The following is a 22,057-nucleotide window of genomic DNA, read 5'->3' on the forward strand; positions in this document are numbered from 1 at the left end:
TAGTACAGTCGAACGGAGACGTACGGGTCTTCTGGCGAAGGTACGAAGGCGCGAAGCGCCGGATCCCACAAGGAAATGGCGTCTTCGCAATGGGTGCATGCGTCAGCGAATCTACCGGAAGCGGAACAAAAGACCCCGCTCGCATGGAAACCGCAATGCTTCCATTTTCGGATCATTGCGGAGCTGGCCCTGATGGCGCAGCTCTTCGGCGAGCGATTCCGCTTGGTCGAGTTCGGCTCGCACGTAACGGTAGACAAATTGGCCCCAGAGGACCGGTCCAAGTTGTGCTGGTCGGTTTAATTCCTCACAAAGTTGGCGGGCGCGGGCATAGGCCTCGCCAGGCTCGTCTGCGGAATATCCCTTGATCGTTGCGAGCGCGTGCCCGAGCTCGATCCGCAGGTCAAGCTCGCGCTCCTGGCGCGCCGGGCCGTCGGGCAGGCCTGGCAACAGGTCGAGGCCCTTGCGGAGCTGCGCCACCGCCTCGGTCATCGCCCATCGGGCGATGGCTTGCCTTCCTGCCCTCAGCCAATAGTCGACGGCCCTCTCGAGGAACTCCGCTTCGGCATAATGGCGCGCCAGGACCTCAGGCTGTGCCTCCCCGATCTTCGGGAATTGCCTTTCCATGGTCGCAGCGATGCGGCCGTGGAGCTGCTGGCGGCGGCTTCTCAGCAGAGTGTCGTACGCAGCATCCTGAACGAGCGTATGCTTGAAGGTGTACTCCACATCTAGTGTCGTGCCTCGAGGAAAGATCAGCTCCGCGGCGACCAGTTGGGCGAGTGCATCGTCGAGCCGCCGCGGCGGCATTTCCGCAACAGCGCAGCCGCACGACGGCCATGCCCCTAAGGTCGTGGAACATGAGATCGCCGATGCCGGCACGGTCCGACAGCGTGCCCGACGACCATCTGCTACGATTGCGACGACATCAGGCGCGCGTTCTTCGACCACGATCGCTTGGAGAGCTTTAGTTGCGTTGAGCGGTCCAGTACCCAGAACAGCGCGAACTTCCCGAATAACCGCTCCATGTCCCGCGGCCGGTATGGCTCGAGAGCCGACCTGAGCCGGATGCATGCTTTTCGTGGACCGTCACCGAAGCGCGAGCGGCGCCCGACCGTGCCACGTAGCCTCTGAACTTCACCAGATTTGGATGGGTGATGATTCCGTCGGTGATGTTGACGGAGAAGTCATAGGTTGGGTCGCACGAACCTCTCTGCGTCACGAAGAGGAGGTCCCAGGAGCCGTCGTAGGCCGAGTGAGCCTGCGCCGCGGAGGTCAGGGCAACAAGGGAGATTGCGGCGGTCATGCAGAGCAAGGAATGTTTCATCGTCATATCTCCGAAGTCTGGTCGGCTTTGTCGGGGATATATGGGATTGAAACGCTGGAGGCTTGTTCAAAACTGCTTCAATCGTTGGCGATCGATCATACCTCGATCTGATCGCGACCACATCTTGGGACGATAGCTTCGCGATACCCCTCACCTCATCCTGAAACCGGATGTGGCTCGGATCCAACAAAGAGAGGGACAAGCATGGCACTATCATTCAGATCGATCGTCGTATCCACTCTGGTACGCGCAGTCGCTTACGCCACGATCGCAACGCCGGCTTCGGCGCACACCTACAAATACTTCCGTAGGGACGTTACGTCATTCATGGAGCCCTGCAGCTTTGACACTCTGGCCCAGTGTCACGCTATGTCCTCGCGGTGGCGATTGCTATCGTGATCCGCTCTTGAGCGATGCGATCGGCTCCTGTGTTCACACGCCGAATCGCGCCCTTACGCGGCTGTGCCGAGCAAGGTTAACCGAGCCTCCGCTGCCACCAGGATAGCGTATTGCCGCGCCCGCGACCCTTGCCCGGTCGCGGGCGCTGTGTTTTCTGATTCGAGCCGCAGCGTGTATGTCAAAGGCGCCCTAGAACTTGTTGCAGGCAGTTCGCCAACGTCTCCGCCTCAAGCGGTTTGCGAAGAAAGCAACACGCTCCGCTGGACATCGCTTTCTCCTCGATGCCAGGTTCGGCGCGGGCGGTGATCATGATCACCGGCAGCGAGCCGTGGTGCGCGCTGAGCTCGCGCTTCAGCTCAAAGCCGTTCATTCCCGGCATCTGAATATCGGTAATGGCGCAGGCATATGCTCCGAGATTGCTCGATGCGAGAAAATCCTCGGCCGACGCAAAGTCGCGCACTTCGTAGCCCAGCGAGCGAACGAGGCCAACCAATGCCTCGCGCATGGAGGCGTCGTCGTCGATGATCGAAATCAACTGATCGGCCATTCGCTGGTCTCCTTGCGAGGTGGCCGTCGGGCGTAGCACATATACATAGGTGAGCGTTCTCAACGTGTCCTGTTCTTCAACGTATCCGCCATGCGGACCAGATCCGCCAGCGAGCGGGCTCCCATCTTGCGCATCGCCGCGCCGCGATGGATTTTGACCGTCACTTCGCTCAAACCAAGTTCGCCGGCGATCTGCTTGTTCATCCTGCCGGCTGTCACAAGGGCCATCACTTCGCGCTCCCGCGGAGATAGCGTTGTATAGCGATCGGCAATGGCGATCGTCTGGCCCTCGGCGGCCCGCCGGGTCAGGTCCCGATTGATCGCTGCCGTCACCGCGTCGATCATGTCCTGATCGCGAAACGGTTTAGGCAAGAAATCGACCGCGCCTGCTTTCATGGCTCGAACCGACATCGGAATGTCGCCGTGTCCGGTCATGAGGATCACGGGCAAGTGGATGCCGAGTCCGGCCAGCCCTTCCTGGAAGTCCAGCCCGTTGGTTCCGGGCAGCCGGATGTCCAGAACGATGCACCCCGGAGAGTCCAGGCCGTCCGACTTCAGGAAATCCTGGGTTGAACCGTAGGTTCTCGCCTCCAGTCCCACAGAGCGGAGCAGGCTTTCGAGCCCGCTGCGCATCTCCGCATCGTCATCGACGATGTGCACGACGGGAAGCTCCTCTGGGGCGTTGGGCATACGTGGATCCGGGCAAGTGAGAGTACGTTTCCTTAGCACGGCAAGGCCATCAAGATCATCACACCAAGGTATGATCGAGTAGGGGCCCGCTGTCCTCCGGCCACCCGCGGCGCGGGCTCAGACCTTGGTGTGATGCGCTCAGACGCATGCACGATTGGCGTTGTTTGGGACTGCAGCCATCCTTGACATTGACCAAGGCGACGGACTTCGCATCGGTAAGTCAGCGCCAGGTAAGCGGCACAAGATGCAGGAGCGGCTGATGTTGAGAGCGATGGACGACCTGGACAGCGAAGGTTTCGGGCATTCTATTCTGCCGGTCATCCTCCAGGCGGAATCTGAATTGTCGGTGCCGCAACTGCTGCAGTCCGGCACGATGGTGTCGACGGGATTTGCTCGTGGCGGACTGCCTCCCAGGGTGCTGCGGCGGATTCGCGAGCATATCGAGGGCCACATCGACCAGCGGATTACCGTGGAGTTTCTGGCCGGACTGGCAAAACTGTCGGTCTGCTACTTCGTGCGGGCCTTCAAGCAGTCCATGGGCATCACGCCTCACGACTACCTGATCCGCCAGCGCGTGGAGAGGACCAAGCGGCTGCTCGCCCGCACCGACATGCCGCTGTCCCAAATCGCACTTGCCGCGGGCTTTGCGGACCAGAGCCACTTTGCCCGGCGCTTTCGTCAGCACGTCGGAATGTCGCCGCGCGATTATCGGTGGTCGTGTCCCTAGCCGGCGGCCGCCGACGCATCGTCCTGCTGCAGGACAGGGAGACGGATCGCGAACAGGGCTCCCGATTGCTTGCCGGATGTCGCGGAGATAGATCCTCCGTGGCTCTCCACGATCGTCCGGCTGATCGAGAGTCCCATCCCCATCCCGTCAGCTTTCGTCGTATGGAAGGCGCTAAAGAGATGGTCGGCCATCTTTGGATCGATTCCGGTTCCGGTGTCCTCGATCTCCAGGACGGCCATTCGGGAATTCGACTGCCCATATGACGTCCTGGACGTGATGGACAGACGCCTTGTCCTGCCTTCGATCTGCGACATCGCGTGTATGGCGTTGACGACGACATTGATGACGACTTGCGCAAGCTGCACACGATCGCCAAGCACGAACGGCGCGGGCGCCTGAAGATCAAGCCTGAGCGCCACATCATTGTTATGCATCTCCCGCTCGACGAGCGGGATAACGTCGGTAACGATGTCGTTCAAGGTGAGGACCGTATGGGACGGATTGCTCTTGCTCGCCAGGGCGCGAAGGCGGGCAATGACCTCACTCGCACGTCGCCCGTTGCCGATCATCCGCTCGACCGCTCGGCGAACTTCTTCAAGATTTGGTTCGTCGCGCAAGAGCCACCGCAAGCCGGCTTCGCCGTTGGTTACGATTGCCGCGAGCGGCTGGTTGACCTCGTGCGCAATCGACGCGGTCAATTCGCCGAGTGTGCTGACGCGGGTGACGTGCTCCAGTTGGCTACGTGCATCGTGCAGCGCGTCTTCCGCGTGCTTCTGCTCCGTGATGTCGCTGTTGGTCTCCATGGTGGCAACCGGACGTCCCCGTTCGTCGCGTTGCACCGCCCAACGGCTTGCAACCCATATTTCACTGCCGTCGCGTCGGGTGTGAATCAGTTCACCTTGCCAGCGGCCGGGGTCGTCTAGCTGCTCGAGCGGACTGGTCGACGGTGGATATTTTGTCTTCAGCAGACTGTTGGCATTTCGCCCGAGCGCCTCTTTTGCCGGCCAGCCGTACAGCTCCTCGGCACCGGCATTCCAATAGGTGATGATATCGTTTCGGTCCCGCACGAAGATGGCATCGTGGGTCAAGTCGAGAAGAGCTGCCTGGGCAATCAGGCTTTCCGCCGCTTCCCGGTTCCTCAGCGCGGCTACTGTTGATACGCCGATCGCACAGAGACCGATCAAGGCGCGCAGCGCTGGTCCGCTTCCGAAGGACTCCCCGTGAACGATCGCATAGCTCAGAACGGTCAGCAGGATGCAGACAGCGGAGACAAGCAGGATGCCGCGCCGACCGAGAAAATCCGCTGAAGCAATGACTACGACGGCGTACAGCACTGCGATCGCGATCTCGATCGGCGCGAAGGTGTCTATTGCGAAAATGGCCGCCACGCCAAGAAGCATGAAGGCGATTGGCAGGCCGGTTGGCCTGCTTATGATTCGAGATAGTCGTTCCGGCATCGGTCGATCGGTGGCGTTCTGAGAGTCTGCCTACGGGCGGAGCATCCAGTGTACTGGAGGACGGCCGGCGGCCGTTTGTCCTTGCATGCTTCTAATTGCAAGTTCGTGCGGCAACTCGTCGCGTTTGGGCGAGCCGCGACATCAAACGGCAGGAATCTTCAAATTATCGCACGGCTTTTCAAATCATGGAACTCCTCTCCGCCCAAACATCCGGCGCAATAGCTCAGGCGCTGCGAGCTGGGGCCGGCCGACTTGACCCTCCTGGGCGGCCGCCGGACCAAGCTCGTCAATGTCCATGTCGGAGACGAGGTCGAGGCGGGCCTGCTCGGATATGACGCGTCGGTCAAGGGCACGATCGAAAGCATCACAGGCGGCATCAGTGCGGCGAACGCAGCAAACAGTACGCAGGGATTGCCGAACGTCGATCCAATATTCACCTGGGTTCGTCTGGCAAAGCGTATACCGGTACGGATCAGGATAAGCCACGTTCCCCAGGGTGTGCCACTCATCGCGGGGATGACCTGCAACGTTTCCGTTGTCGGAGCCAAACCGGCGGCGGCACCGAATCCGCCCCTTGCGGAGGCGGGTCTCTACGTGTGCATCCTCGTGAGCCTGATGGCATATTGGCTGTGAACGCCAGCCGCGGCGTGCCCGGATCATCCATTTGATATTGTTGAGGTTATCTCTTGTTGCGCCGCAATTAATGATTCAGAACGCTACTTAACAAGCTAAACGGGATGGTTTGCACCATGCTTCTCTCGGGCTGGGACGCACGTCGAGGGATTGACCATGGAAGAGTCTCAAAGCACCGCGCAGCAATTTTGGCCGACTGGTCCCGAGTTCAGCTACCTGGCCGGAAGCCTCGCCGAGCTCCTCGACGTGGCCAGGCGGGAATTTGAGCACGATCGCGAGGTTGCGAAGGCGTCGCTGGCCGCCGCTTCGACCATTTTGCAGTCTGAGATCGAGCGTCACTCGGGTGCAAGACGGTCCAGGGCCGTCGGACTGGTCGGCTGGCAGATCACGCGGGTACGAATCTTCATCGATAAAAATCTGCATCGGACCATTCATACGCGAGACCTCAGTGCTGTCGCGAGGCGAAGCCCCGCGCACTTCTCGCGGTCTTTTAAGCTGACCTTTGGGGAACCGCCACATGCCTATGTGGTCAAGAGACGATTGGAGAAGGCCTGCCGTCTGATGATGACCAGCCCGGATTCGCTGAGTGAAATCGCGCTGCGCGTTGGATTTTCGGATCAGGCGCATCTATGCAGACTGTTCAGGCAGGCCTTTGGGCAAAGTCCAGCCAGTTGGCGACGCGAATTTGAGGTGCAGTAGAGAGGTCGACATCGGTCCGCCTCCATGGGTGCGCGCGTGGCCGATCCCGAGCGGGATTATCTTCGCGATGACGGTGGGCTTGATCTTACCGCGACTGCTGTTCGAGCACTCTTTGCCGGCGCTTGAATGAAGCGACAAGAATGTTCTAAGGAACGCAGCGCCGTTCAATAGCCGTTGTGAACGATCCGATAAGAACGAATGGCTGGGAGTGCGTACAACGATCGGGTGCATCATTGAGCACAGTTCTGACCAAATCCTTCCCGCCGGAAAAGCCGGCAGAAGCCAAGGCCGCTCTCCGCAAGAGGCGTGTCGTCATCGCCGGCGGGGGATTTGCCGGCATCGCGGCAGCGCGCGCGCTGAAGCATTCCGACGTCGAGATCCTGCTGGTCGACCGGCGCAATCACCATATCTTCCAGCCGCTGCTGTACCAGGTCGCAACCGCGGTGCTGGCGCCTGCCGAGATTGCCGCGCCGTTCCGCCAGCTCGAGGCGAAGCAAAAAAATCTCAGCGTGTTGTTGGCCGAGGTCACTGGCATCAATGCGGCGGCTCGCACGATCGAGGCGACATGTCCAGGCGCCGGCAGCCGCAAGATCGAGTACGACTTTCTCGTTGTGGCCGCGGGCATGCGCCCGAGCTATTTCGGACATGATGAGTTTGCCCGGTTCGCACCGGGGCTGAAGAACCTCAACGATGCCGAGACCATCCGAACCAAGATCCTGGGCGCCTTCGAACTGGCCGAATCGACCAGCGACGAGGAGGAACGCGCGCGCCAGATGACGTTCGTGCTCGTGGGTGCCGGCCCGACCGGCGTCGAGCTGGCCGCCTCGATCGCCCAGCTGGTTTCGGTGACGCTGCGCAGGAATTTTCGCAACATCGATCCCGCCAAGAGCCGGATCCTGTTGCTGGATGGCGGGACGCGGGTCCTTCCGACCTTTGCCGAATCGCTTTCCAGAAAGGTCGCCAAGCGGCTGAAGAAGCTCGGCGTCGAAGTCATGAACGGGGTGAAGGTCGAGAAAGTCGACGACCAGGGCGTGATTGCTGCCGGCGAACGGATTGCGAGCGCCACGGTGCTCTGGACCGCCGGCGTTGCCGCTTCACCGGTTGTGAAGATGCTCGGCACCACCATGGACAGGGCTGGACGCGCCCTGGTCGGTCCCTTCCTGGACCTCCCTGAGTCACCTGACGTCTTTGTGGTGGGCGATGCCGCCGCGATGACCCAGGACGGTCATCCCGTGCCCGGCGTGGCGCAAGCTGCGATCCAGCAGGGACGCTTTGTAGGGCGGTTGATTGCCCGCCGGGTCAGGGGACGCAAGGAAGGCCGTCCCTTCCGCTATCGGAGCAAGGGCAACATGGCGGTGGTCGGCAAGAACTTCGCCATCCTTGAGGCCGGCTGGCTGCGCACCGGCGGCTTCCTGACCTGGCTGGTCTGGGCAGCGCTGCACGTGCTGTCGCTGCCGCAGCTCCAGAATCGGTTCCGGGTTCAGACCCAGTGGTTCTGGTCATACCTGACCGGGCAGCGCAGCTCGCGCCTGATCTCGGAAGCGCCGCGTCCGCCAGCGTCGCGCTAGCCATCGGCGAGAGGGGCGCCCATGGAAGCTTCGATCACCTCCGCCTTGGCTGCGCTGGCTGGCACCACGATCGGCGGCTTGACGAGCGTGATCGCCAACTGGCTGAACCAGAAGAATCAGGTTCGCGCCCAGTGGCTGCACTACGAGAGGAACCGGCGGCAGGTCCTTTACCGGGATTTCATCGAGGAAGCCTCGAAATGCTACATCGACGCCCTCCAGCACGATGAAGCCGACATTTCCGGTCTTGTCGGCCTCTATGCGAAGCTGAGCCGGATGCGCGTCTCGTCCTCGCAGCCAGTCGTGCATTGTGCAGAGGGGATCGCCCGAAAGATTCTCAACACCTATCTGGAGCCGGACAAGAACTTCGTTGAGCTGCGCGACATGGCGATCAACGGTTCGATCGACCTACTGCACGAATTCAGCAATGCCTGTCGCAAGGAATTCGACGAGTTGCGCGCCAGAGAGTTTTGAATCCCGGCCATTCCAGACCAAACAAAATGCGGGCCCGCCGGGGGAGGCGAGCCCGCAATCAAACCAGCACTTGCATGGTCAAGCGGTGATGGCAGATTTGGTCTTCGTGAAGTCCGGCGCACGCTTCTCCATGAACGCCGTCAGCGCTTCCTTGGCGTCGGCCGAGCGGACCTGCGCGCTGAACTCCTCGTTCTCGGCCTTCATTGCCGCCAGGATCTGCTGACGGAACGGCTGCCTGATCAGGCGCTTGCTGGCTTGCAGGGCGCCGGCGGGCTTGGCGGCCAGCTTATGTGCCGTCGCCGTCGCCACGGACAGGAGATCCTGATCCGGGACGACCTGGGTGGCGAGACCCAGCTCCAGGGCACGCCTGGCATCGTAGCGCGACCCCAGCATCACCAGCTCGGCGGCGCGCAGATGTCCGACCCTGGCCGGAACGATCGAGCTCGAGCCGAACTCCGGCACCAGGGCGAGATTGATGAAAGGCATCTGGAATTTCGCGCTTTCGCCGGCATAGATGAAGTCACAATGCAGCAGCATGGTGGTGCCGCCGCCGATGGCTGCGCCGTGGACCGCCGCGACGATCGGTTTCTCGAAGTCGATCAGCGCGTGCATGAGCTGCGATTGCGGAGACTCTCCCGGACCTGGCGGATTCTTCAGGAAGTCCTCGATGTCGTTGCCCGCGCAGAAGGCGTCTCCGGCGCCATGCCAGAGCACGACCCGGGTGACCTCGTCCCTGGCTGCCTCCTTCAGAATGTCAGCGAGGGCCACGTACATGCCCGAGGTCATCGCGTTCAGCTTTTTCGGACGGTTCAATTGGATGCGCAGGACGCTTGCGTCGCGCTCATGGAGGATGTCACTCATGTGGTCTCCTTCAGAGCTGATAGTTGGCGGATGACGATGCGAACTCAGGGGCGGGTGCGCTCGACCCAGCTTGCAAATGCTTCCATGAACTGCCGCAGGAATTTCCGGGTGCCGTCGTTGACGAGCTCGCCGCGTTCGTCGAACAGCTTGTCCGCATGGCCGATATAGGCTTCGGGCTGTTGCAGGATCGGCACGTTCAGGAACACGAGCGACTGCCTCAGATGGTGATTGGCGCCGAAGGCCCCGATCGCGCTCGGAGAACAACTGACAATCGCGCCGGGCTTGCGGTCCCATACGCTGCTGCCATACGGCCTGGAACCAACATCCAGGGCATTCTTGAGCGCGGCCGGCACCGAGCGGTTGTACTCGGGGGTGACGAACAGAACCGCGTCCGCCGACTTGATGCGCTGGCGAAACGAGGTCCATTGCGCAGGCGGATTTGGGTCGAGATCCTGATTGTAGAGCGGCAGTTGCCCGATCTCGACAATGTCGAGTTTCATCGAAGGCGGCGAAAGCGACATCAGCACCTTCGCCATCATTCCGTTGATCGAATTGCCCCGCAGGCTTCCGACCAACACGGATACGCTCGCCGATCTTGCCATAGTCGTTCTCCAGGATAGCGTGATGAAGCTGTGGCTACGCCACCTGTTGCTTCGGCTTCGGGATGGCGCCGCCCGCACGCAGGGCGTCGATTTCCGCCGCGGCAAATCCAAGCTGGCGCAACACCTGCTCGTTGTGCTCTCCGATATCGGGAGCGCGCTTCGCCGGCACCTTGGTGACACCATGGACCTGGATCGGGCTGCTGATCGTCGACGTCAGCTTGCCGCCGGCGCCTTCGAGTGGGACGATGATGTCATTGGCACGAAGCTGTGGATCGTTCACGACCTCCTGCGGACCGCGCACCGCGCCGAATGTGACGTGCACGCCGTTGAAGACCTCGTACCAGTGCGCCATCGGCTTCGAGCAGAAGATTTCGTCCAGAATGGCCGTGAGTTCCGGCATATTCGCCATCAGCTTCTTGGGATCGGCGAACCGCGGGTCGGTCAGCAGATCTGTGCGACCGAGGGCCTTCATGACGGCGGCCAGCTTGTCGGGCGTGACGATCAGCACGAACCAGGTACCATCCTGGGCGCGGTACACGTTCATCGCGGCATTGGCCGGATGAGTGCGGTCGTGCAGCCCGAAGAATTTGGCATCGCACAGTGCGGCCTGGATCGACACGCTCGCGGACCATACGCCTTCAGCGAGCAGCGAAGTCGTGACGTGGGCTCCCTCGCCGGTACGCTCGCGACGATAGAGCGCGGTGACGATCGCGGAATAGAGCCCGACGGCGGTGGCGTTGTCGCCGCTGCCGGCCACTGGCCAGGTCGGCGGCGCGCCGGCGTCGCGCGTGAGCGACAGCAGGCCGCTACGCGCCCAGTAGGACGTGATGTCGAAGCCGGGAAGATCGGCATCCGGCCCCTTGTCGCCGAACCCTGAGATATCGGCATAGATGAGGCGGGGATTCCACTGCACCACATCCTGATATTCGAGCTTCAGTCGCGCACGCGCCGGATGAGGCGTGTTCACGACGAGCACGTCGGCCCATTTGACCAGCTTTTCCAGCACCTGGTGCGCCGCTGGGGATTTCAGGTCGAGCGCGATGCCGCGCTTGTTGCGATTGGCCAGATGCCAGGGATAGGCGTCCTCCGCGACCGGCTGCGGCGGAAGATGATTGGCATGCCGCCAGAGCTCGCCGCTCGGCGGCTCCACCTTGATGACGTCGGCGCCGAAGTCGGACAGGATCACGGCGGCGCTCGGGCCTGCAATGAAGCTTGCGAGATCCACCACCTTCAGTCCGGAAAAGATGTTGTCGGTCGGCATTGCTGTCTCCTCAGTGTTGAAGTTCGGGTACGAATGAAACGCGACGATGATCGTTGTTGAGCTTTTCCAGCGTCTTGGATATCCAGCCGAGCAGGCGTTTGTGGACCTCGTACCGGTTGATCTCGTTCAGCATCTCGTGTCGACCGCCTGGATAGGCGTCGATAGCGATGTCGCGCAGCCCGGCATCGGCATAGCGGTTTATCAACGTGTGGATTCCGCGCAGGTGCTGCCCGATGGGGTCTGCGTCGCCGCAGATCAAATAAACCGGCAAATCGCGGCGCACCCTGCGGAGCGAGGCCGGATCGTGCAATTGCGGCGCAGCGCCGAGCAAGGACGCGAGAGAGGCGACGCTGAGGTTTGCAAAGCAGAGGGGATCCGCCATGAACGCATCGACGGTTGCCCGATCGCGGCTCAGCCAGTCAAAGGGCGTGCGCGCCGGTTCGAATGCGGCGTTGAGCAGGTTGTTGCCTGCGGGCGGCAGCAGCGCACTGCGTGCCAGCCGATCGAGCACCCCCGATCCAGAGAGGATCAGGCCATCGATCTCGTAGCTGTGATCGATGATGGATCTCTGCGCCGCGAACGATCCCATGTTGTGCCCCAGAAGGAGCAGCGGCAGGTCGGGATTTTCTTCTCTGGCGAGTCCGGTCAGTCGGGCCATGTCCTGTACGAGCAACTCGAAGCCGCCCGTGCCAAACTCTCCCAATCGCGCGTGGGCCGAGCGGCCGTGCCCGCGATGATCGTTGGCGTAGACGATGAGACCAGATGCAACGAGGATATCGATGGTGTCGGCATAACGCCCAATATGCTCGCCCATCCCGTGGGCGATCTGAACCACCGCACGGGCCGGGCCGCGGCTCTCCCAGCGCGTACAGGCGATGCAAAGTCCGTCCGAGCTGGTCAGCCGGAATTGCTCCATCGGAGCCGAGGTAGGAAGAGACGTTGCCATGGCCACTGTCCGGTCTCGTTTGCGCTTTTGGATTTCAGCGTCCGTGAAACTGGGGTGCGCGTTTCTCGAGGAAGGCGGAGGTACCTTCCTTCTTATCTTCCGTTGCCGCGCAGATGCCGAAGTAGGACGCTTCGAGCGCAAAGCCCTCGGCCTGGCTGGTGTCCATTCCCTTGTTGGCCGCTTCCAGCGAGAACTTCACGGCGATCGGCGCGTTGGCGGAGATCTGTTTCAGGATCGCCTCGGCGCGCGCGATCAGATCGGTCGCCGGTACAACTTCGTTGACGAGGCCGATCCGATGCGCTTCCTGCGCGGAGATGGTCTCGCCGGTGAGGATCAGCTGCAGCGCGCGGCCCTTGCCGACCAGGCGCGGCAGGCGCTGCGTTCCGCCACCGCCCGGCAACAGGCCGAGCTTCACCTCGGGCTGGCCGAACTTGGCGTGCTCCGCGGCAATCCGGATGGTGCAGGCCATCGCCGTCTCACAGCCGCCGCCGAGCGCAAAGCCATTGATAGCTGCGACCACGGGCTTGCCGAGCGTCTCGATCAGATCAAGTACGCCCTGGCCGAACCGGCTGGATTCCTCGGCCTCATAGGCATCGACATGCGCAAGCTCGCTGATGTCGGCACCGGCAATGAACGCCTTGTCGCCGGCGCCAGTGAGGATGACGCCATGCACCGTCGCATCGGCCTTGGCGTCTTCAAAGGCGGTCTTCAGGTCCGTCCAGGTGGGCGTATTCAACGCGTTGAGGACCTTCGGACGGTTGAGGGTAACATAGGCGATCCCGTTCTTCTTTTCGTAGAGCACGTTTGTGAGTGCCGAGACGTCAGCCATTGTTGGCTCCTGTGTTTCGGTTAGGGTCGGGCGGGCGGAGATCCGCCCGCCTGGCGTCGCGATCAGACGAACGCGCTGATGCCGGTGATCGCCTTGCCGACGATCAGGTTCTGCATCTGGTAGGTACCCTCATAGGAGTAGAGCGCCTCGGCGTCGGCAAAGAAGCGGCCGATGTTGTAGTCGGCGATGATGCCGTTGCCGCCGAACACCTCGCGGCCCCAGGCGACGGTTTCGCGCGATTTTGCCGTGCAGAACGCCTTGCCCAGCGCCGCCTGGTGATCGCCAAGCTTGCCTTCGTCATCGAGCTGCGCCAAGCGCAGCATCAGGCACTGGCACGCCGTAACATTGCCGAGCATCTTGGCGAGCAGGTCCTGGATCAGCTGGAACGAGGCGATCGGCTTACCGAATTGCAGACGCTCCTGCGCATATTTCAGCGTAGTCTCGAATGCGCCCATCTGGATGCCGGTCGAAGCCCAGCCCACCATGTAGCGCGTCATGCGCAGGACGCGGGCGGTATCGCGGAACGAGTTGCCACCCTGTAGCCGATTGGCTTCGGGAACGCGAACGTCCTTCAGCGTGATCTGTCCATTCTGAACCACCTTCAGCGCGATTTTGTGCTCCATCTTCTCGACGCTGAAGCCGGGGGTCGACTTGTTCTCGACGATGAACCCTTTCACCTGGTTGTCGGCGACGTCGCGCGCCCAGATGATCGAGACGTCGCACCAGGGCGAGTTGCCGATCCAGCGCTTCTGGCCGTTGAGAACCCAGGTATCACCCTCACGCTTCGCGGTCGTGGTGAGGCCGCCGCCCGTGCCGGAGCCGACTAGCGGCTCGGTCAGGCCGAAGCATCCGATCTTCTCCCAGCGCGCCATCGCAGGAAGCCACTTCTGCTTCTGCTCCTCCGAGCCGTCGAGATAGATCGAGCCCATGGCAAGCCCGCTATGCACGCCGAAGAAAGTGCAGATCGATGCGTCGACGCGCGCCAGCTCCATCGCGACATAGCCGAACAGCTTCTGGCTGCCCCCGGCGCAGCCATAGCCCTCGAAGCCCAGCCCGCCGATACCAAGTTCCTTGAATGACGGCAGCAGCTCGAAGGGGAAGGCATCGTCCGACCAGTACTTGTTGACGATGGGCTTGACCTTCGATTCCATGAAGGCACGCACCTTCTTCACCAGCGCCAGCTCCTCGGCGGTCAGGAGCTCGACGAGCTGATAGAAGTCACCGTTCGGTACCGGAGGCGCCTTCGGCGCGTCCGTCTTTCGGGCTGCAGTCGCTGTGGTCATGTCGGTTCTCCCTGAATGAAGCGGATGATGATCTCCGCGAACAATCTGCTGCGGAAGCGGTCGGCATTCTTGAAGCAGCTTGCGGTCCCGGGGACATTCTTGCGCAGTTGTCTCACGCTTCCGCGTTTTGCCGGCGCGCAAAAAAGCCCCGAAGGGCGCTGGCCGTTCGGGGCTTTGATCTGCATTGGTCGGGTCTTAGAGAGCGCGCTCTTTCAGTCGCGGGGCGCCCGCCTGCTCGACTCTTTTGCGGAGCTCGATAAGGCCCAGCAGAACCTCGTCCCGCTCCGCTTCCAGCTCGCTGATCGAGCGCGAGCCGACCTCGGCGTGGACGCCGTCGATCAGCTTTTTCTGCACCTCCGGCGTCAGTTGCGGCGAGCCCAGCACTTTCCACCATGCCGTCATGGGACCGGTGAACTGGTGGAAGAAATGCTCGATGCCACCCTGGCCGCCGCCGAGATGATTGAGCATCAACTGGCCCATGATGCCCCAGCGCAGGCCCGGTCCCCAGCTCAACGCGGTGTCGACATCGGCGGCGCTGACGACGCCGTCGGCGACGAGATGGTAGACCTCGCGGGCGAGCGCGGCCTGCAAGCGGTTCGCGACATGCCCGGGGACCTCCTTGTTGAGACGCACGGTCTTCTTGCCGAGGTCCGTGTAGAAGGCGGCGGCGCGCTGGATCGTGCTTTCCGACGTCTTCGCGCCGCCGACGATCTCGACCAGCGGAACCAGATGCGGCGGATTGAAGGGATGGCCGATCACGCAGCGTTCGGGGTGTTTTTCGCAAGCCGCCTGGATTTCGCTCATTGTCAGGCCCGAGGAGCTCGAGGCAATGATGACGTCGGCGGGCAGCAGATCATCGAGTTGCCGATAGAGCGTCCGCTTGAAGTCGATCCTCTCTGGTCCGTTCTCTTGGACCAGGTCGGCGTCCTTCACGGCGGCGGCAAGCGCGGCCGTGAAAGTCAGCTTGTTCTGGGACGCGCCGGACGCGAGGCCTAACCGTTGCAGCGCCGGCCAGGCCGCTGCAACAAAGCGCTTCAAAGCCGCTTCCGCGTCCGGCGCAACGTCTGTTGCCACAACCTCAAGTCCTTTCGCGAGGAAAAGCGCGGTCCAGCTCGCGCCGATGACTCCGGTTCCGATGATGGCGACCCGGCGAATGGGTTTGGTTTGCGACATGTCACTTCTCCTTGGGGATTTCGGCATAGGCGATGCCGGTGAGGTTGCCCTGGGCGTACAGGAAGTTGCGCTCGCCGGATCCGTCGAGGCGCGCGGAGTAGACCGAGCCGGCGAAGTCGGTGACGAACATGCGGTCGCCGGGCACGTCGAGCGCGATACCGATGCCTTCCATCAGATGGGTCACCACGATCTCGGGCTCAGCCGGCTTGTCGTCGATGGACGCGCGGTTCACGGTGTTGCCGCGCGGCGGATCGCCACGGTCGGTCCAGTACATGACGCGGTTCTCGTGATCGAGCTCGAGGTCGATCGGCTCCGGGAGCCGGTCGAAGAAAACCTCGATGTCGGAGCGATTGGTCGCCGTCTGGCCGGCGGGGATTTCGAGATTGGCGCGGAAGATGGCGCCGCGGCCCGCATTGTCGGGGCCCTTTTGCGACCAGTAGATTTTCTTTTGCTGGGGATCGATGGAGAGCCCGACGCACCATTTGGTCGGATCGTGAGCGTCAGCACCGCTGCGCCCCGCTTCGATCAGCGTCTCGAGCAGAGACCCATCGAGGTTGCAGCGCATCACGCGCATGCCCTCGCGATCGCACCAGTAGAGCTTGCCGGACTTCTTTTCGAGAATGATCTGCTTTGGGGTGTGGGTTTCACCGACCGGGACGATAATCTTGCGGTTCTTGCCATCGAGATCGGCGCGCTCGATGGACCCGTCGTTGAGGTTGGGAATGCCCATATTGGTCCAGTAGATATGACCTTTCTCGACATCGACGACGATGCCGTCGGGCAGATGACATCCCGTCACGATCGTCTTGCGGTCGGAACCGTCGGTGTTCATCACGTGAATGTTCCCGGCGTTCAGCTCGAGAACGAAGAGGCGAGGTATCGTCGTTCGCGCGCTGGCGCTCTTGACCAGGTTCAAAGCCGTTTTGGACATGGGGCACCTTTTTGAGAGTTCTTCATCCGAAGCGAGGTCAATCTCGTTCCGGTTTCAAATGTGACGCAGCGGCGCTGCGCCTTATTGAATGGGATTGCCGCAGCCGGGATGGTCTTGCTCGGAAATGAACGCGGCTTCTCGTTGCGAAAACTGTACGGATGTGAAGACCTGGAGCCAGATCCAGGACGACAGAAGCGGAAAGAGAATCATAGGACAAACCTTTCGATAATGGCTGCGCGGCCGCGGCGCTCAGCCGCCGCACTTGCTCGCTAGCAGTTCGTTGAAGGTGCTGACCTCGAGATCGAGTGCACTGACGTCGAGGTCGCCCGTGCATCCCGCGGCCGCCTGACGGGTCGTTACCGACTCATAGAAGGAAGCGGCGTAAGCGCGGCAGGCGGTTTGCCGATCGGTGGCATTGCTCAACTGACTGCGGACGGCCGCCCAGTGCGTCCGGATGGTGGCGATTGTGGACGGCGCCGCGCATTGCGAAGCGGCGGCAGGAAGGGTGGAGGCATTGAGTGCTGCTGAGGCCAGTATAATGGCAAGCCGGATCATCATGGTGCAGCTCCAATATTGAAGGATGCTGCGATGCTATGGCTTCGACGAATCTGTCGCGCGAACGTCTTTGCTGGTTTTGGAACGGGCTTGCTGGAATGAGAGATCCGGGACGACGTCTGTGCGCTTCAAGCGTCGTCCCGATACACTCTCAACGCTGCATATGCAGGTCCATGATCTCCGGCCCCATCTTCATGTTGTCGTTCAGGTCAGCCATGATCAGAAGCGATCCGACAACGACGAGCAGCACAATCAGCACGCCGAAGGCGAGGGCCATCACGTTGTTGGTGTTGTCGGGGCCGGTGGTGACGTGCAGGAAAAATACCAGATGAATCCCCATCTGCGCGATCGCCAGCACGATCAGTCCGAGCGCGACGCCGGGCGGCCAGAGCAGCGAGGTATTGGCAACCCAGAACGACATGGCCGTGAGGATCACCGCCAGCGCCAATCCAATGTTGTAGACGAGTGCGCCGGAGGACGTGCCGCGTTCCACATCCGGTAGTGCCGACGCATCACCAGGTGCGCGATCATACTGCGTGTCGGTCATGAAACGACTCCCATCAGATAGACGACCGTGAACAGCCAGACCCAGACGATATCGAGGGCGTGCCAGAACAGCGAGAAGCAGAGCAGGCGACGTTCGACGTTCGGACGAAAGCCCTTGATGGCAACCTGGGCCATCATCACCGCCAGCCAGACCAGGCCGGCGGTAACATGCAGTCCGTGACAGCCAACCACGGCGAAGAAGGCGGAGAGGAAGGCGCTGCGTTGCGGGCCGGCGCCGATCGCAATCATGCCGGCGAACTCCCGTAATTCCAGTGCCAGGAACGCGGCCCCGAGCGCGAAGGTGACGAGGGCCGCCAGATAGGTGAGGCCAAAGCGCTGCGATTCGATGGCGAGCGACATCCGTCCGCAGGTGTAGCTCGAGGCTAAAAGACAGGCGGTTTCGATCGCGACGGCACGCTGATTGAACAGCTGCGCGCCGGTCGGACCGCCTGCGGTCGCGTGTACGAGCACCGCGTATCCGGCAAACAGCGCCGCAAACATCACGATGTCGCTCAGCAGGAAGATCCAGAAGCCGTAGCCGACCACGATCCGCTTGGTGGCCGGACCAGCTTCGCTTGCGCTCAGCCGGGCCTCGTGCCGAACGTCTCCATCAACTGCAACAGCGATGTTCATGCCGCAATCTCCATCGAATTCGCCTGTTCGAAATGCGCGATCTGATCGGGTGGGACTTCCGTCTCGTCTTCATCGCGGAACGCGAAGGCGAGCATGGTCAGGAAGATTCCGATCGCTCCAACCCCGGCCATCCACCAGATGTGCCAGATCAGGGCAAAGCCGCTGATGACGGCGAAGAAAGCGATGACGAAGCCGGCCGGGCTGCTCTTTGGCATCTCGATCGGCTCGAACCCGCTCTGCTTCGCCGGCTGGGGCTCATGCGAGCGTTCGCGCTGCTTCATGTTCCAGAACGCGTCGAGGCTCGTGACCTTTGGCAGCACCGCGAAATTCCAGGCCGGCGGCGGCGAGGCCGTCGCCCATTCCAGGGTGCGGCCGTCCCACGGGTCCGCGCTCGCCTTCAGCTGTTCGCGATTGCGGATCGAGACCACGAGCTGCACCACTTGGCAAACGACGCCCGCTAGAATGACGGCCGCGCCCACTGCCGCAGCGATCAGCCACGGCTGCCAGCTGACGACGTCGTAATGCTGCATACGGCGGGTCATGCCCAACAGGCCCAGCCAGTAGAGCGGCATGAACGCGAGATAGAAGCCGATCAGCCAGCACCAGAACGAAGCCGCGCCCCATCGCTCGTCGAGCTTGAACCCGAATGCCTTGGGGAACCAGTAATTATAGCCCGCCATCAGGCCGAACACGACGCCGCCGATGATGACGTTGTGGAAGTGGGCGATCAGGAACAGGCTGTTGTGCAGCTGGAAGTCGGCGGGAGGCACGGCCATCAGGACGCCAGTCATGCCGCCGATCACGAATGTTACCATGAAGCCGATCGACCACAGGATCGGAACGGTGAAGCGGACGCGGCCGCCATACATCGTGAACAGCCAGTTGAAGACCTTCACGCCGGTCGGCACCGCGATGATCATCGTCATCACGCCGAAGAAGCCGTTGACGTTGGCGCCGGCGCCCATGGTGAAGAAGTGGTGCAGCCAGACGATGAATGACAGCACACAGATCGCCATCGTCGCGGCGACCATGGAGCGGTAGCCGAACAATGGTTTCCCGGAGAAGGTCGACACCACCTCGGAAAAGATGCCGAACGCCGGCAACACCAGGATGTAGACCTCCGGATGGCCCCAGACCCAGAACAGGTTGACGTACATCATCGCATTGCCGCCGGCATCGGTCGTGAAGAAATGGAATCCGAGGTAGCGATCGAGCAGCAGCATCGCGAACGTTGCCGTCAAGACTGGGAACGCCGCGACGATGAGCAGATTCGAAGCGAGCGCCGTCCAGCAGAACACGGGCATGCGCATCAGGCTCATCCCGGGCGCCCGCGTCTTCAGGATCGTGGCGACGAAGTTTATTCCCGTCATCAACGTGCCCACACCCGAGATCTGCAGCGCCCAGAGATAGTAGTCGACGCCGACGCCGGGCGAGAATTGCAGCTCACTGAGCGGCGGATAGGCGACCCAACCGGTTTTCGCGAACTCGCCGACCGCGAGCGAGATGTTGGTCAGCAGGATGCCCGACGCGGTCAGCCCGAGGGCGACCGAGTTCAGGGTGGGAAAGGCCATGTCGCGGACGCCGAGCTGAAGCGGCACCGCGAAATTCATCATGCCGATCACGAATGGCATCGCCATGAAGAAGATCATGATCGTGCCATGCGCCGAGAAGATCTGGTCGAAATGCTCCGGCGGCAGATATCCTTGCGCGCCGCCTGCGGCAAGAGCCTGCTGCGCCCGCATCATGAGGGCGTCGGCAAATCCGCGCAACAGCATGATCAGCGCCAGAATAATGTACATGACGCCGATGCGCTTGTGGTCGACCGAAGTGATCCACTCCCGCCAGAGATAGGGCACATAGCCCTTGAGGGTGACCCACGACAGGATGGATACGATGACCAGGACCATGCCGCCCGAAGCGCCCATAATGATGGGCTGGTCCAGGGGAATCGCGCTCCAGTCGAGCTTGCCAAGTAGACTCATTGTTCTGCCCTCATTGAGGTGGGATAGCTGCGGCACAACGCTTCGTCAGACTGTTGCGTTTGGGAAACCTGGATCGTGTCGAACAGGCCGGGAACGACCGTGCGATAGGTGAACGGCGTCGTCGCAGCGCTTGGCTTGACCAGCTCCGCATATGTCGTGGCATTCAATTCGGGCCCGACGCTGCGCGTTGCGTCCACCCATTCCGAGAACTTTTCGGCTGCCACGGCGTCGACGTTGAAGTACATGTCCGAAAAGCCGTCGCCGCTGAATTGCGCGGACATTCCGCGGTAGCTGCCCGGCTGGTCGGCCTGCAGGTGAAGGCGCGTCACCATTCCGGCCATGGTGTAGATCTGGCTGCCAAGCTGCGGCACGAAGAAGCTGTTCATCACGCCGGAAGACGTCAGTTCGAAACTGACCGGCGTGCCCACGGGGATCGCCAGATAGTTGACACTGGCGATGCCCTGGTCGGGATAGATGAACAGCCACTTCCAGTCGAGCGAAGCGACCTGGACTCGCAATGGCTTCACTGTGGACACGATGGGCTTGCGCGGGCTGACATCGTGCGAGCCGACCCAGGCGACACCGCCGACCAGAAACACCGTCATCGCCGGAATCGACCAGACCAGCATCTCGAGACGGCCGGAGTAGGTGAAATCCGGCCGATAGCGCGCACGCGTGTTCGATGCGCGAAACCAGTAGGCAACGCCCAGCGTGGCGACGATCGTCGGGATCACGATCGCCAGCATGATGCCGAGCGAGTTGAACAGGATTTGCCGCTCGGCGATGGCAATAGGCCCTTTGGGATCGAGCACGCCGTCGCAGCCGCCCAGTGTCGCGGCACCCATCAGGACCGCGGCCAGTAAACCGTATCGCATATCAGACCTCGCCTGCGCTGATGTTGAGAGAAGGGGATGCGCTGCGAACCGAGCCCTGCAGGTGCTCGGCATGCACCCATCCGACGATGCGGCCGCCGTGCCTGGACGAGAAGGAACTGCCGCCCTGGTCGATCAGGAGCGCCGCAAACAGCACGAACAGATAGGAGATGGAAAATACGAACAGCCTGTGAGCGGCGCGGCGATCCGGCCCGGTGCTGCTGTTCAGTCGGACTGCGAGCAGGAGGAAGATCGCCCCACAGATTGCGGCAATCGCGCCATACGCGATGCCGGCAAATCCCAGCACAAAGGGGAGCTCCGAGGTGACGGCCAGCAAGCCGCTGTAGATCAGGATCTGTCGCGTCGTGGCCTGCCATCCCGCGACAACCGGCAGCATCGGCACGCCGGCGCGCTCATAATCCTCGTTCCGGTTGAGCGCCAGCGCCCAGAAGTGGGCCGGCGTCCACAGGAAGATGATGAGAAACAGCGTAAGGGATTCGAGCCCGATCTCCCCTGTCGCCGCGGCCCAGCCGATGACGGGCGGCAGCGCGCCGGCGGCGCCGCCGATGACGATGTTCTGTGGTGTGGACCGCTTCAGCCACGCCGTGTACACGACGGCGTAAAAGAGAATGGTCCCGGCCAGCAGCGCAGCGGCCACGAGGTTCGTGGCGAGCGCGAGGGCTGCGACCGCGACGACGGCAAGGGCGGCACCAAAGACAAGCGCTTCGATCTTCGAGACCCTGCCGCGGGGGATTGGCCGCATCGCGGTCCGCGCCATTACAGCATCGATATCGGCGTCGTACCACATATTGAGCGCGCCGGAGGCGCCGGCGCCGGCAGCGATGGCGAGAACCGCAGCAAGGGCTTCGAGGGGATCGAGATCGCCGTGCGCACAGGTCAATCCGACGACTGCGGTGAAGACGGCGAGCAGCATCACCCTTGGTTTGCCGAGCTCGAGGAAGTCAGACAAACGCCAGCGCTCGGTGAAACGATCCGCGCAATAAGGTGCGGAAACAGCCGGCCTGTGGCGAAGCGGACCAGCGATGATCTTGACGTTCATGGCGCTTGCTCC

23 protein-coding genes and 1 pseudogene are annotated in these 22,057 nt (G+C 62.0%); 5 read left to right on the forward strand and 19 right to left on the reverse strand.

All coding sequences use genetic code 11. The features are described from left to right. Positions 1–111 precede the first annotated feature (111 nt). From A3M7_RS0121265 to A3M7_RS0121280, 4 genes are all read right to left on the reverse strand, one after another. Positions 112–804 carry a hypothetical protein gene (locus tag A3M7_RS0121265; RefSeq protein ID WP_027545700.1) on the reverse strand — a complete coding sequence of 231 codons (693 nt, stop codon included), beginning with the start codon at positions 802–804 and terminating at the stop codon, positions 112–114. A 157-nt stretch (positions 805–961) separates the two neighbouring features. Further along, positions 962–1,321 carry a hypothetical protein gene (locus A3M7_RS0121270; protein ID WP_027545701.1) on the reverse strand — a complete coding sequence of 120 codons (360 nt, stop codon included), beginning with the start codon at positions 1,319–1,321 and terminating at the stop codon, positions 962–964. Positions 1,322–1,898: 577 nt separating this feature from the next. Next, positions 1,899–2,267, reverse strand: coding sequence for a response regulator transcription factor (locus A3M7_RS0121275; protein ID WP_027545702.1), 369 nt, complete (start codon positions 2,265–2,267; stop codon positions 1,899–1,901). A gap of 59 nt (positions 2,268–2,326) precedes the next feature. Further along, positions 2,327–2,956, reverse strand: coding sequence for a response regulator transcription factor (locus A3M7_RS0121280; RefSeq protein ID WP_027545703.1), 630 nt, complete (start codon positions 2,954–2,956; stop codon positions 2,327–2,329). Between the two features lie 259 nt (positions 2,957–3,215). On the opposite strand from A3M7_RS0121280, the gene A3M7_RS44745 reads away from it, so the two are divergent. Next, entirely contained in the window at positions 3,216–3,683 is a 468-nt protein-coding gene (locus A3M7_RS44745) for a helix-turn-helix domain-containing protein (protein WP_198033788.1), read from the forward strand. Here the strand turns inward: A3M7_RS44745 and A3M7_RS44750 are convergent. Beyond that, entirely contained in the window at positions 3,680–5,140 is a 1,461-nt protein-coding gene (locus tag A3M7_RS44750) for a nitrogen regulation protein NR(II) (RefSeq protein WP_049823607.1), read from the reverse strand. The genes A3M7_RS44745 and A3M7_RS44750 overlap by 4 nt on opposite strands. A 276-nt stretch (positions 5,141–5,416) precedes the next feature. On the opposite strand from A3M7_RS44750, the pseudogene A3M7_RS0121295 reads away from it, so the two are divergent. From A3M7_RS0121295 to A3M7_RS0121310, 4 genes and pseudogenes are all read left to right on the forward strand, one after another. Next, positions 5,417–5,677, forward strand: a pseudogene (locus tag A3M7_RS0121295) (efflux transporter periplasmic adaptor subunit); the annotation flags it as partial. A gap of 252 nt (positions 5,678–5,929) precedes the next feature. Further along, entirely contained in the window at positions 5,930–6,472 is a 543-nt protein-coding gene (locus A3M7_RS44755; RefSeq protein ID WP_049823608.1) for a helix-turn-helix domain-containing protein, read from the forward strand. Positions 6,473–6,705: 233 nt separating this feature from the next. Further along, positions 6,706–8,040: an NAD(P)/FAD-dependent oxidoreductase gene (locus tag A3M7_RS0121305; protein WP_084302351.1), complete on the forward strand. Its 1,335-nt coding sequence runs from the start codon at positions 6,706–6,708 to the stop codon at positions 8,038–8,040. A 21-nt stretch (positions 8,041–8,061) separates the two neighbouring features. Continuing rightward, complete coding sequence (locus A3M7_RS0121310; RefSeq protein ID WP_027545706.1) at positions 8,062–8,511, forward strand: hypothetical protein; 450 nt, start codon at positions 8,062–8,064, stop codon at positions 8,509–8,511. A gap of 78 nt (positions 8,512–8,589) precedes the next feature. Here A3M7_RS0121310 and A3M7_RS0121315 read toward each other — a convergent pair whose 3' ends face one another. The 14 genes from A3M7_RS0121315 to A3M7_RS44775 form a co-directional block, all read right to left on the reverse strand. After that, positions 8,590–9,372: an enoyl-CoA hydratase gene (locus tag A3M7_RS0121315; protein WP_027545707.1), complete on the reverse strand. Its 783-nt coding sequence runs from the start codon at positions 9,370–9,372 to the stop codon at positions 8,590–8,592. 44 nt (positions 9,373–9,416) lie between these two features. After that, complete coding sequence (locus A3M7_RS0121320) at positions 9,417–9,974, reverse strand: NADPH-dependent FMN reductase (RefSeq protein ID WP_027545708.1); 558 nt, start codon at positions 9,972–9,974, stop codon at positions 9,417–9,419. Positions 9,975–10,008: 34 nt separating this feature from the next. Then, positions 10,009–11,235, reverse strand: a complete 1,227-nt coding sequence (locus A3M7_RS0121325) for a CaiB/BaiF CoA-transferase family protein (RefSeq protein WP_027545709.1) — start codon at positions 11,233–11,235, stop codon at positions 10,009–10,011. A gap of 10 nt (positions 11,236–11,245) precedes the next feature. Beyond that, positions 11,246–12,181: an alpha/beta fold hydrolase gene (locus A3M7_RS44760; RefSeq protein WP_198033789.1), complete on the reverse strand. Its 936-nt coding sequence runs from the start codon at positions 12,179–12,181 to the stop codon at positions 11,246–11,248. Between the two features lie 34 nt (positions 12,182–12,215). Further along, positions 12,216–13,010, reverse strand: coding sequence for an enoyl-CoA hydratase-related protein (locus A3M7_RS0121335; RefSeq protein WP_027545710.1), 795 nt, complete (start codon positions 13,008–13,010; stop codon positions 12,216–12,218). 62 nt (positions 13,011–13,072) lie between these two features. Next, complete coding sequence (locus A3M7_RS0121340; RefSeq protein ID WP_027545711.1) at positions 13,073–14,293, reverse strand: acyl-CoA dehydrogenase family protein; 1,221 nt, start codon at positions 14,291–14,293, stop codon at positions 13,073–13,075. A gap of 195 nt (positions 14,294–14,488) precedes the next feature. After that, entirely contained in the window at positions 14,489–15,466 is a 978-nt protein-coding gene (locus tag A3M7_RS0121350; protein WP_027545713.1) for a 3-hydroxyacyl-CoA dehydrogenase NAD-binding domain-containing protein, read from the reverse strand. Between the two features lies 1 nt (position 15,467). After that, positions 15,468–16,397, reverse strand: coding sequence for a hypothetical protein (locus tag A3M7_RS0121355; protein WP_027545714.1), 930 nt, complete (start codon positions 16,395–16,397; stop codon positions 15,468–15,470). Between the two features lie 249 nt (positions 16,398–16,646). Continuing rightward, positions 16,647–16,955 (reverse strand): hypothetical protein, encoded by a 309-nt coding sequence (locus A3M7_RS0121365; RefSeq protein ID WP_027545715.1) that lies wholly within the window; start codon positions 16,953–16,955, stop codon positions 16,647–16,649. 148 nt (positions 16,956–17,103) lie between these two features. Next, positions 17,104–17,499, reverse strand: coding sequence for a cytochrome o ubiquinol oxidase subunit IV (gene cyoD, locus A3M7_RS0121370; RefSeq protein ID WP_027545716.1), 396 nt, complete (start codon positions 17,497–17,499; stop codon positions 17,104–17,106). Continuing rightward, positions 17,496–18,131: a cytochrome o ubiquinol oxidase subunit III gene (gene cyoC, locus A3M7_RS44765; RefSeq protein WP_049823610.1), complete on the reverse strand. Its 636-nt coding sequence runs from the start codon at positions 18,129–18,131 to the stop codon at positions 17,496–17,498. Before cyoC ends, cyoD begins: the two co-directional genes overlap by 4 nt. Beyond that, positions 18,128–20,113 (reverse strand): cytochrome o ubiquinol oxidase subunit I, encoded by a 1,986-nt coding sequence (gene cyoB / locus A3M7_RS0121380; protein ID WP_027545717.1) that lies wholly within the window; start codon positions 20,111–20,113, stop codon positions 18,128–18,130. The genes cyoC and cyoB overlap by 4 nt, the downstream gene beginning before the upstream one ends. Next, positions 20,110–20,988, reverse strand: coding sequence for a ubiquinol oxidase subunit II (cyoA, locus tag A3M7_RS44770; RefSeq protein WP_049823611.1), 879 nt, complete (start codon positions 20,986–20,988; stop codon positions 20,110–20,112). Before cyoA ends, cyoB begins: the two co-directional genes overlap by 4 nt. Position 20,989: 1 nt before the next feature. Then, positions 20,990–22,045, reverse strand: coding sequence for a heme o synthase (locus A3M7_RS44775; RefSeq protein ID WP_063629456.1), 1,056 nt, complete (start codon positions 22,043–22,045; stop codon positions 20,990–20,992). Positions 22,046–22,057: the final 12 nt, after the last annotated feature.

Origin of the sequence: Bradyrhizobium sp. WSM2254 (genome assembly GCF_000472645.1) — a bacterium.
Lineage (GTDB): Bacteria > Pseudomonadota > Alphaproteobacteria > Rhizobiales > Xanthobacteraceae > Bradyrhizobium > Bradyrhizobium niftali.

Coding starts and splice junctions, on each gene's coding strand:
- A3M7_RS44745 (WP_198033788.1), top strand. CDS start 3,216: ATGTTGAGAGCGATGGACGACCTGGACAGCGAAGGTTTCGGGCATTCT.
- A3M7_RS0121275 (WP_027545702.1), bottom strand. CDS start 2,267: ATGGCCGATCAGTTGATTTCGATCATCGACGACGACGCCTCCATGCGC.
- A3M7_RS0121320 (WP_027545708.1), bottom strand. CDS start 9,974: ATGGCAAGATCGGCGAGCGTATCCGTGTTGGTCGGAAGCCTGCGGGGC.
- cyoB (WP_027545717.1), bottom strand. CDS start 20,113: ATGAGTCTACTTGGCAAGCTCGACTGGAGCGCGATTCCCCTGGACCAG.
- cyoC (WP_049823610.1), bottom strand. CDS start 18,131: ATGAACATCGCTGTTGCAGTTGATGGAGACGTTCGGCACGAGGCCCGG.
- A3M7_RS44760 (WP_198033789.1), bottom strand. CDS start 12,181: ATGGCAACGTCTCTTCCTACCTCGGCTCCGATGGAGCAATTCCGGCTG.
- A3M7_RS44755 (WP_049823608.1), top strand. CDS start 5,930: ATGGAAGAGTCTCAAAGCACCGCGCAGCAATTTTGGCCGACTGGTCCC.
- cyoD (WP_027545716.1), bottom strand. CDS start 17,499: ATGACCGACACGCAGTATGATCGCGCACCTGGTGATGCGTCGGCACTA.
- A3M7_RS0121310 (WP_027545706.1), top strand. CDS start 8,062: ATGGAAGCTTCGATCACCTCCGCCTTGGCTGCGCTGGCTGGCACCACG.
- A3M7_RS0121270 (WP_027545701.1), bottom strand. CDS start 1,321: ATGAAACATTCCTTGCTCTGCATGACCGCCGCAATCTCCCTTGTTGCC.
- A3M7_RS0121350 (WP_027545713.1), bottom strand. CDS start 15,466: ATGTCGCAAACCAAACCCATTCGCCGGGTCGCCATCATCGGAACCGGA.
- A3M7_RS0121335 (WP_027545710.1), bottom strand. CDS start 13,010: ATGGCTGACGTCTCGGCACTCACAAACGTGCTCTACGAAAAGAAGAAC.
- cyoA (WP_049823611.1), bottom strand. CDS start 20,988: ATGCGATACGGTTTACTGGCCGCGGTCCTGATGGGTGCCGCGACACTG.
- A3M7_RS0121365 (WP_027545715.1), bottom strand. CDS start 16,955: ATGATGATCCGGCTTGCCATTATACTGGCCTCAGCAGCACTCAATGCC.
- A3M7_RS44775 (WP_063629456.1), bottom strand. CDS start 22,045: ATGAACGTCAAGATCATCGCTGGTCCGCTTCGCCACAGGCCGGCTGTT.
- A3M7_RS44750 (WP_049823607.1), bottom strand. CDS start 5,140: ATGCCGGAACGACTATCTCGAATCATAAGCAGGCCAACCGGCCTGCCA.
- A3M7_RS0121315 (WP_027545707.1), bottom strand. CDS start 9,372: ATGAGTGACATCCTCCATGAGCGCGACGCAAGCGTCCTGCGCATCCAA.
- A3M7_RS0121355 (WP_027545714.1), bottom strand. CDS start 16,397: ATGTCCAAAACGGCTTTGAACCTGGTCAAGAGCGCCAGCGCGCGAACG.
- A3M7_RS0121265 (WP_027545700.1), bottom strand. CDS start 804: ATGCCGCCGCGGCGGCTCGACGATGCACTCGCCCAACTGGTCGCCGCG.
- A3M7_RS0121280 (WP_027545703.1), bottom strand. CDS start 2,956: ATGCCCAACGCCCCAGAGGAGCTTCCCGTCGTGCACATCGTCGATGAC.
- A3M7_RS0121340 (WP_027545711.1), bottom strand. CDS start 14,293: ATGACCACAGCGACTGCAGCCCGAAAGACGGACGCGCCGAAGGCGCCT.
- A3M7_RS0121325 (WP_027545709.1), bottom strand. CDS start 11,235: ATGCCGACCGACAACATCTTTTCCGGACTGAAGGTGGTGGATCTCGCA.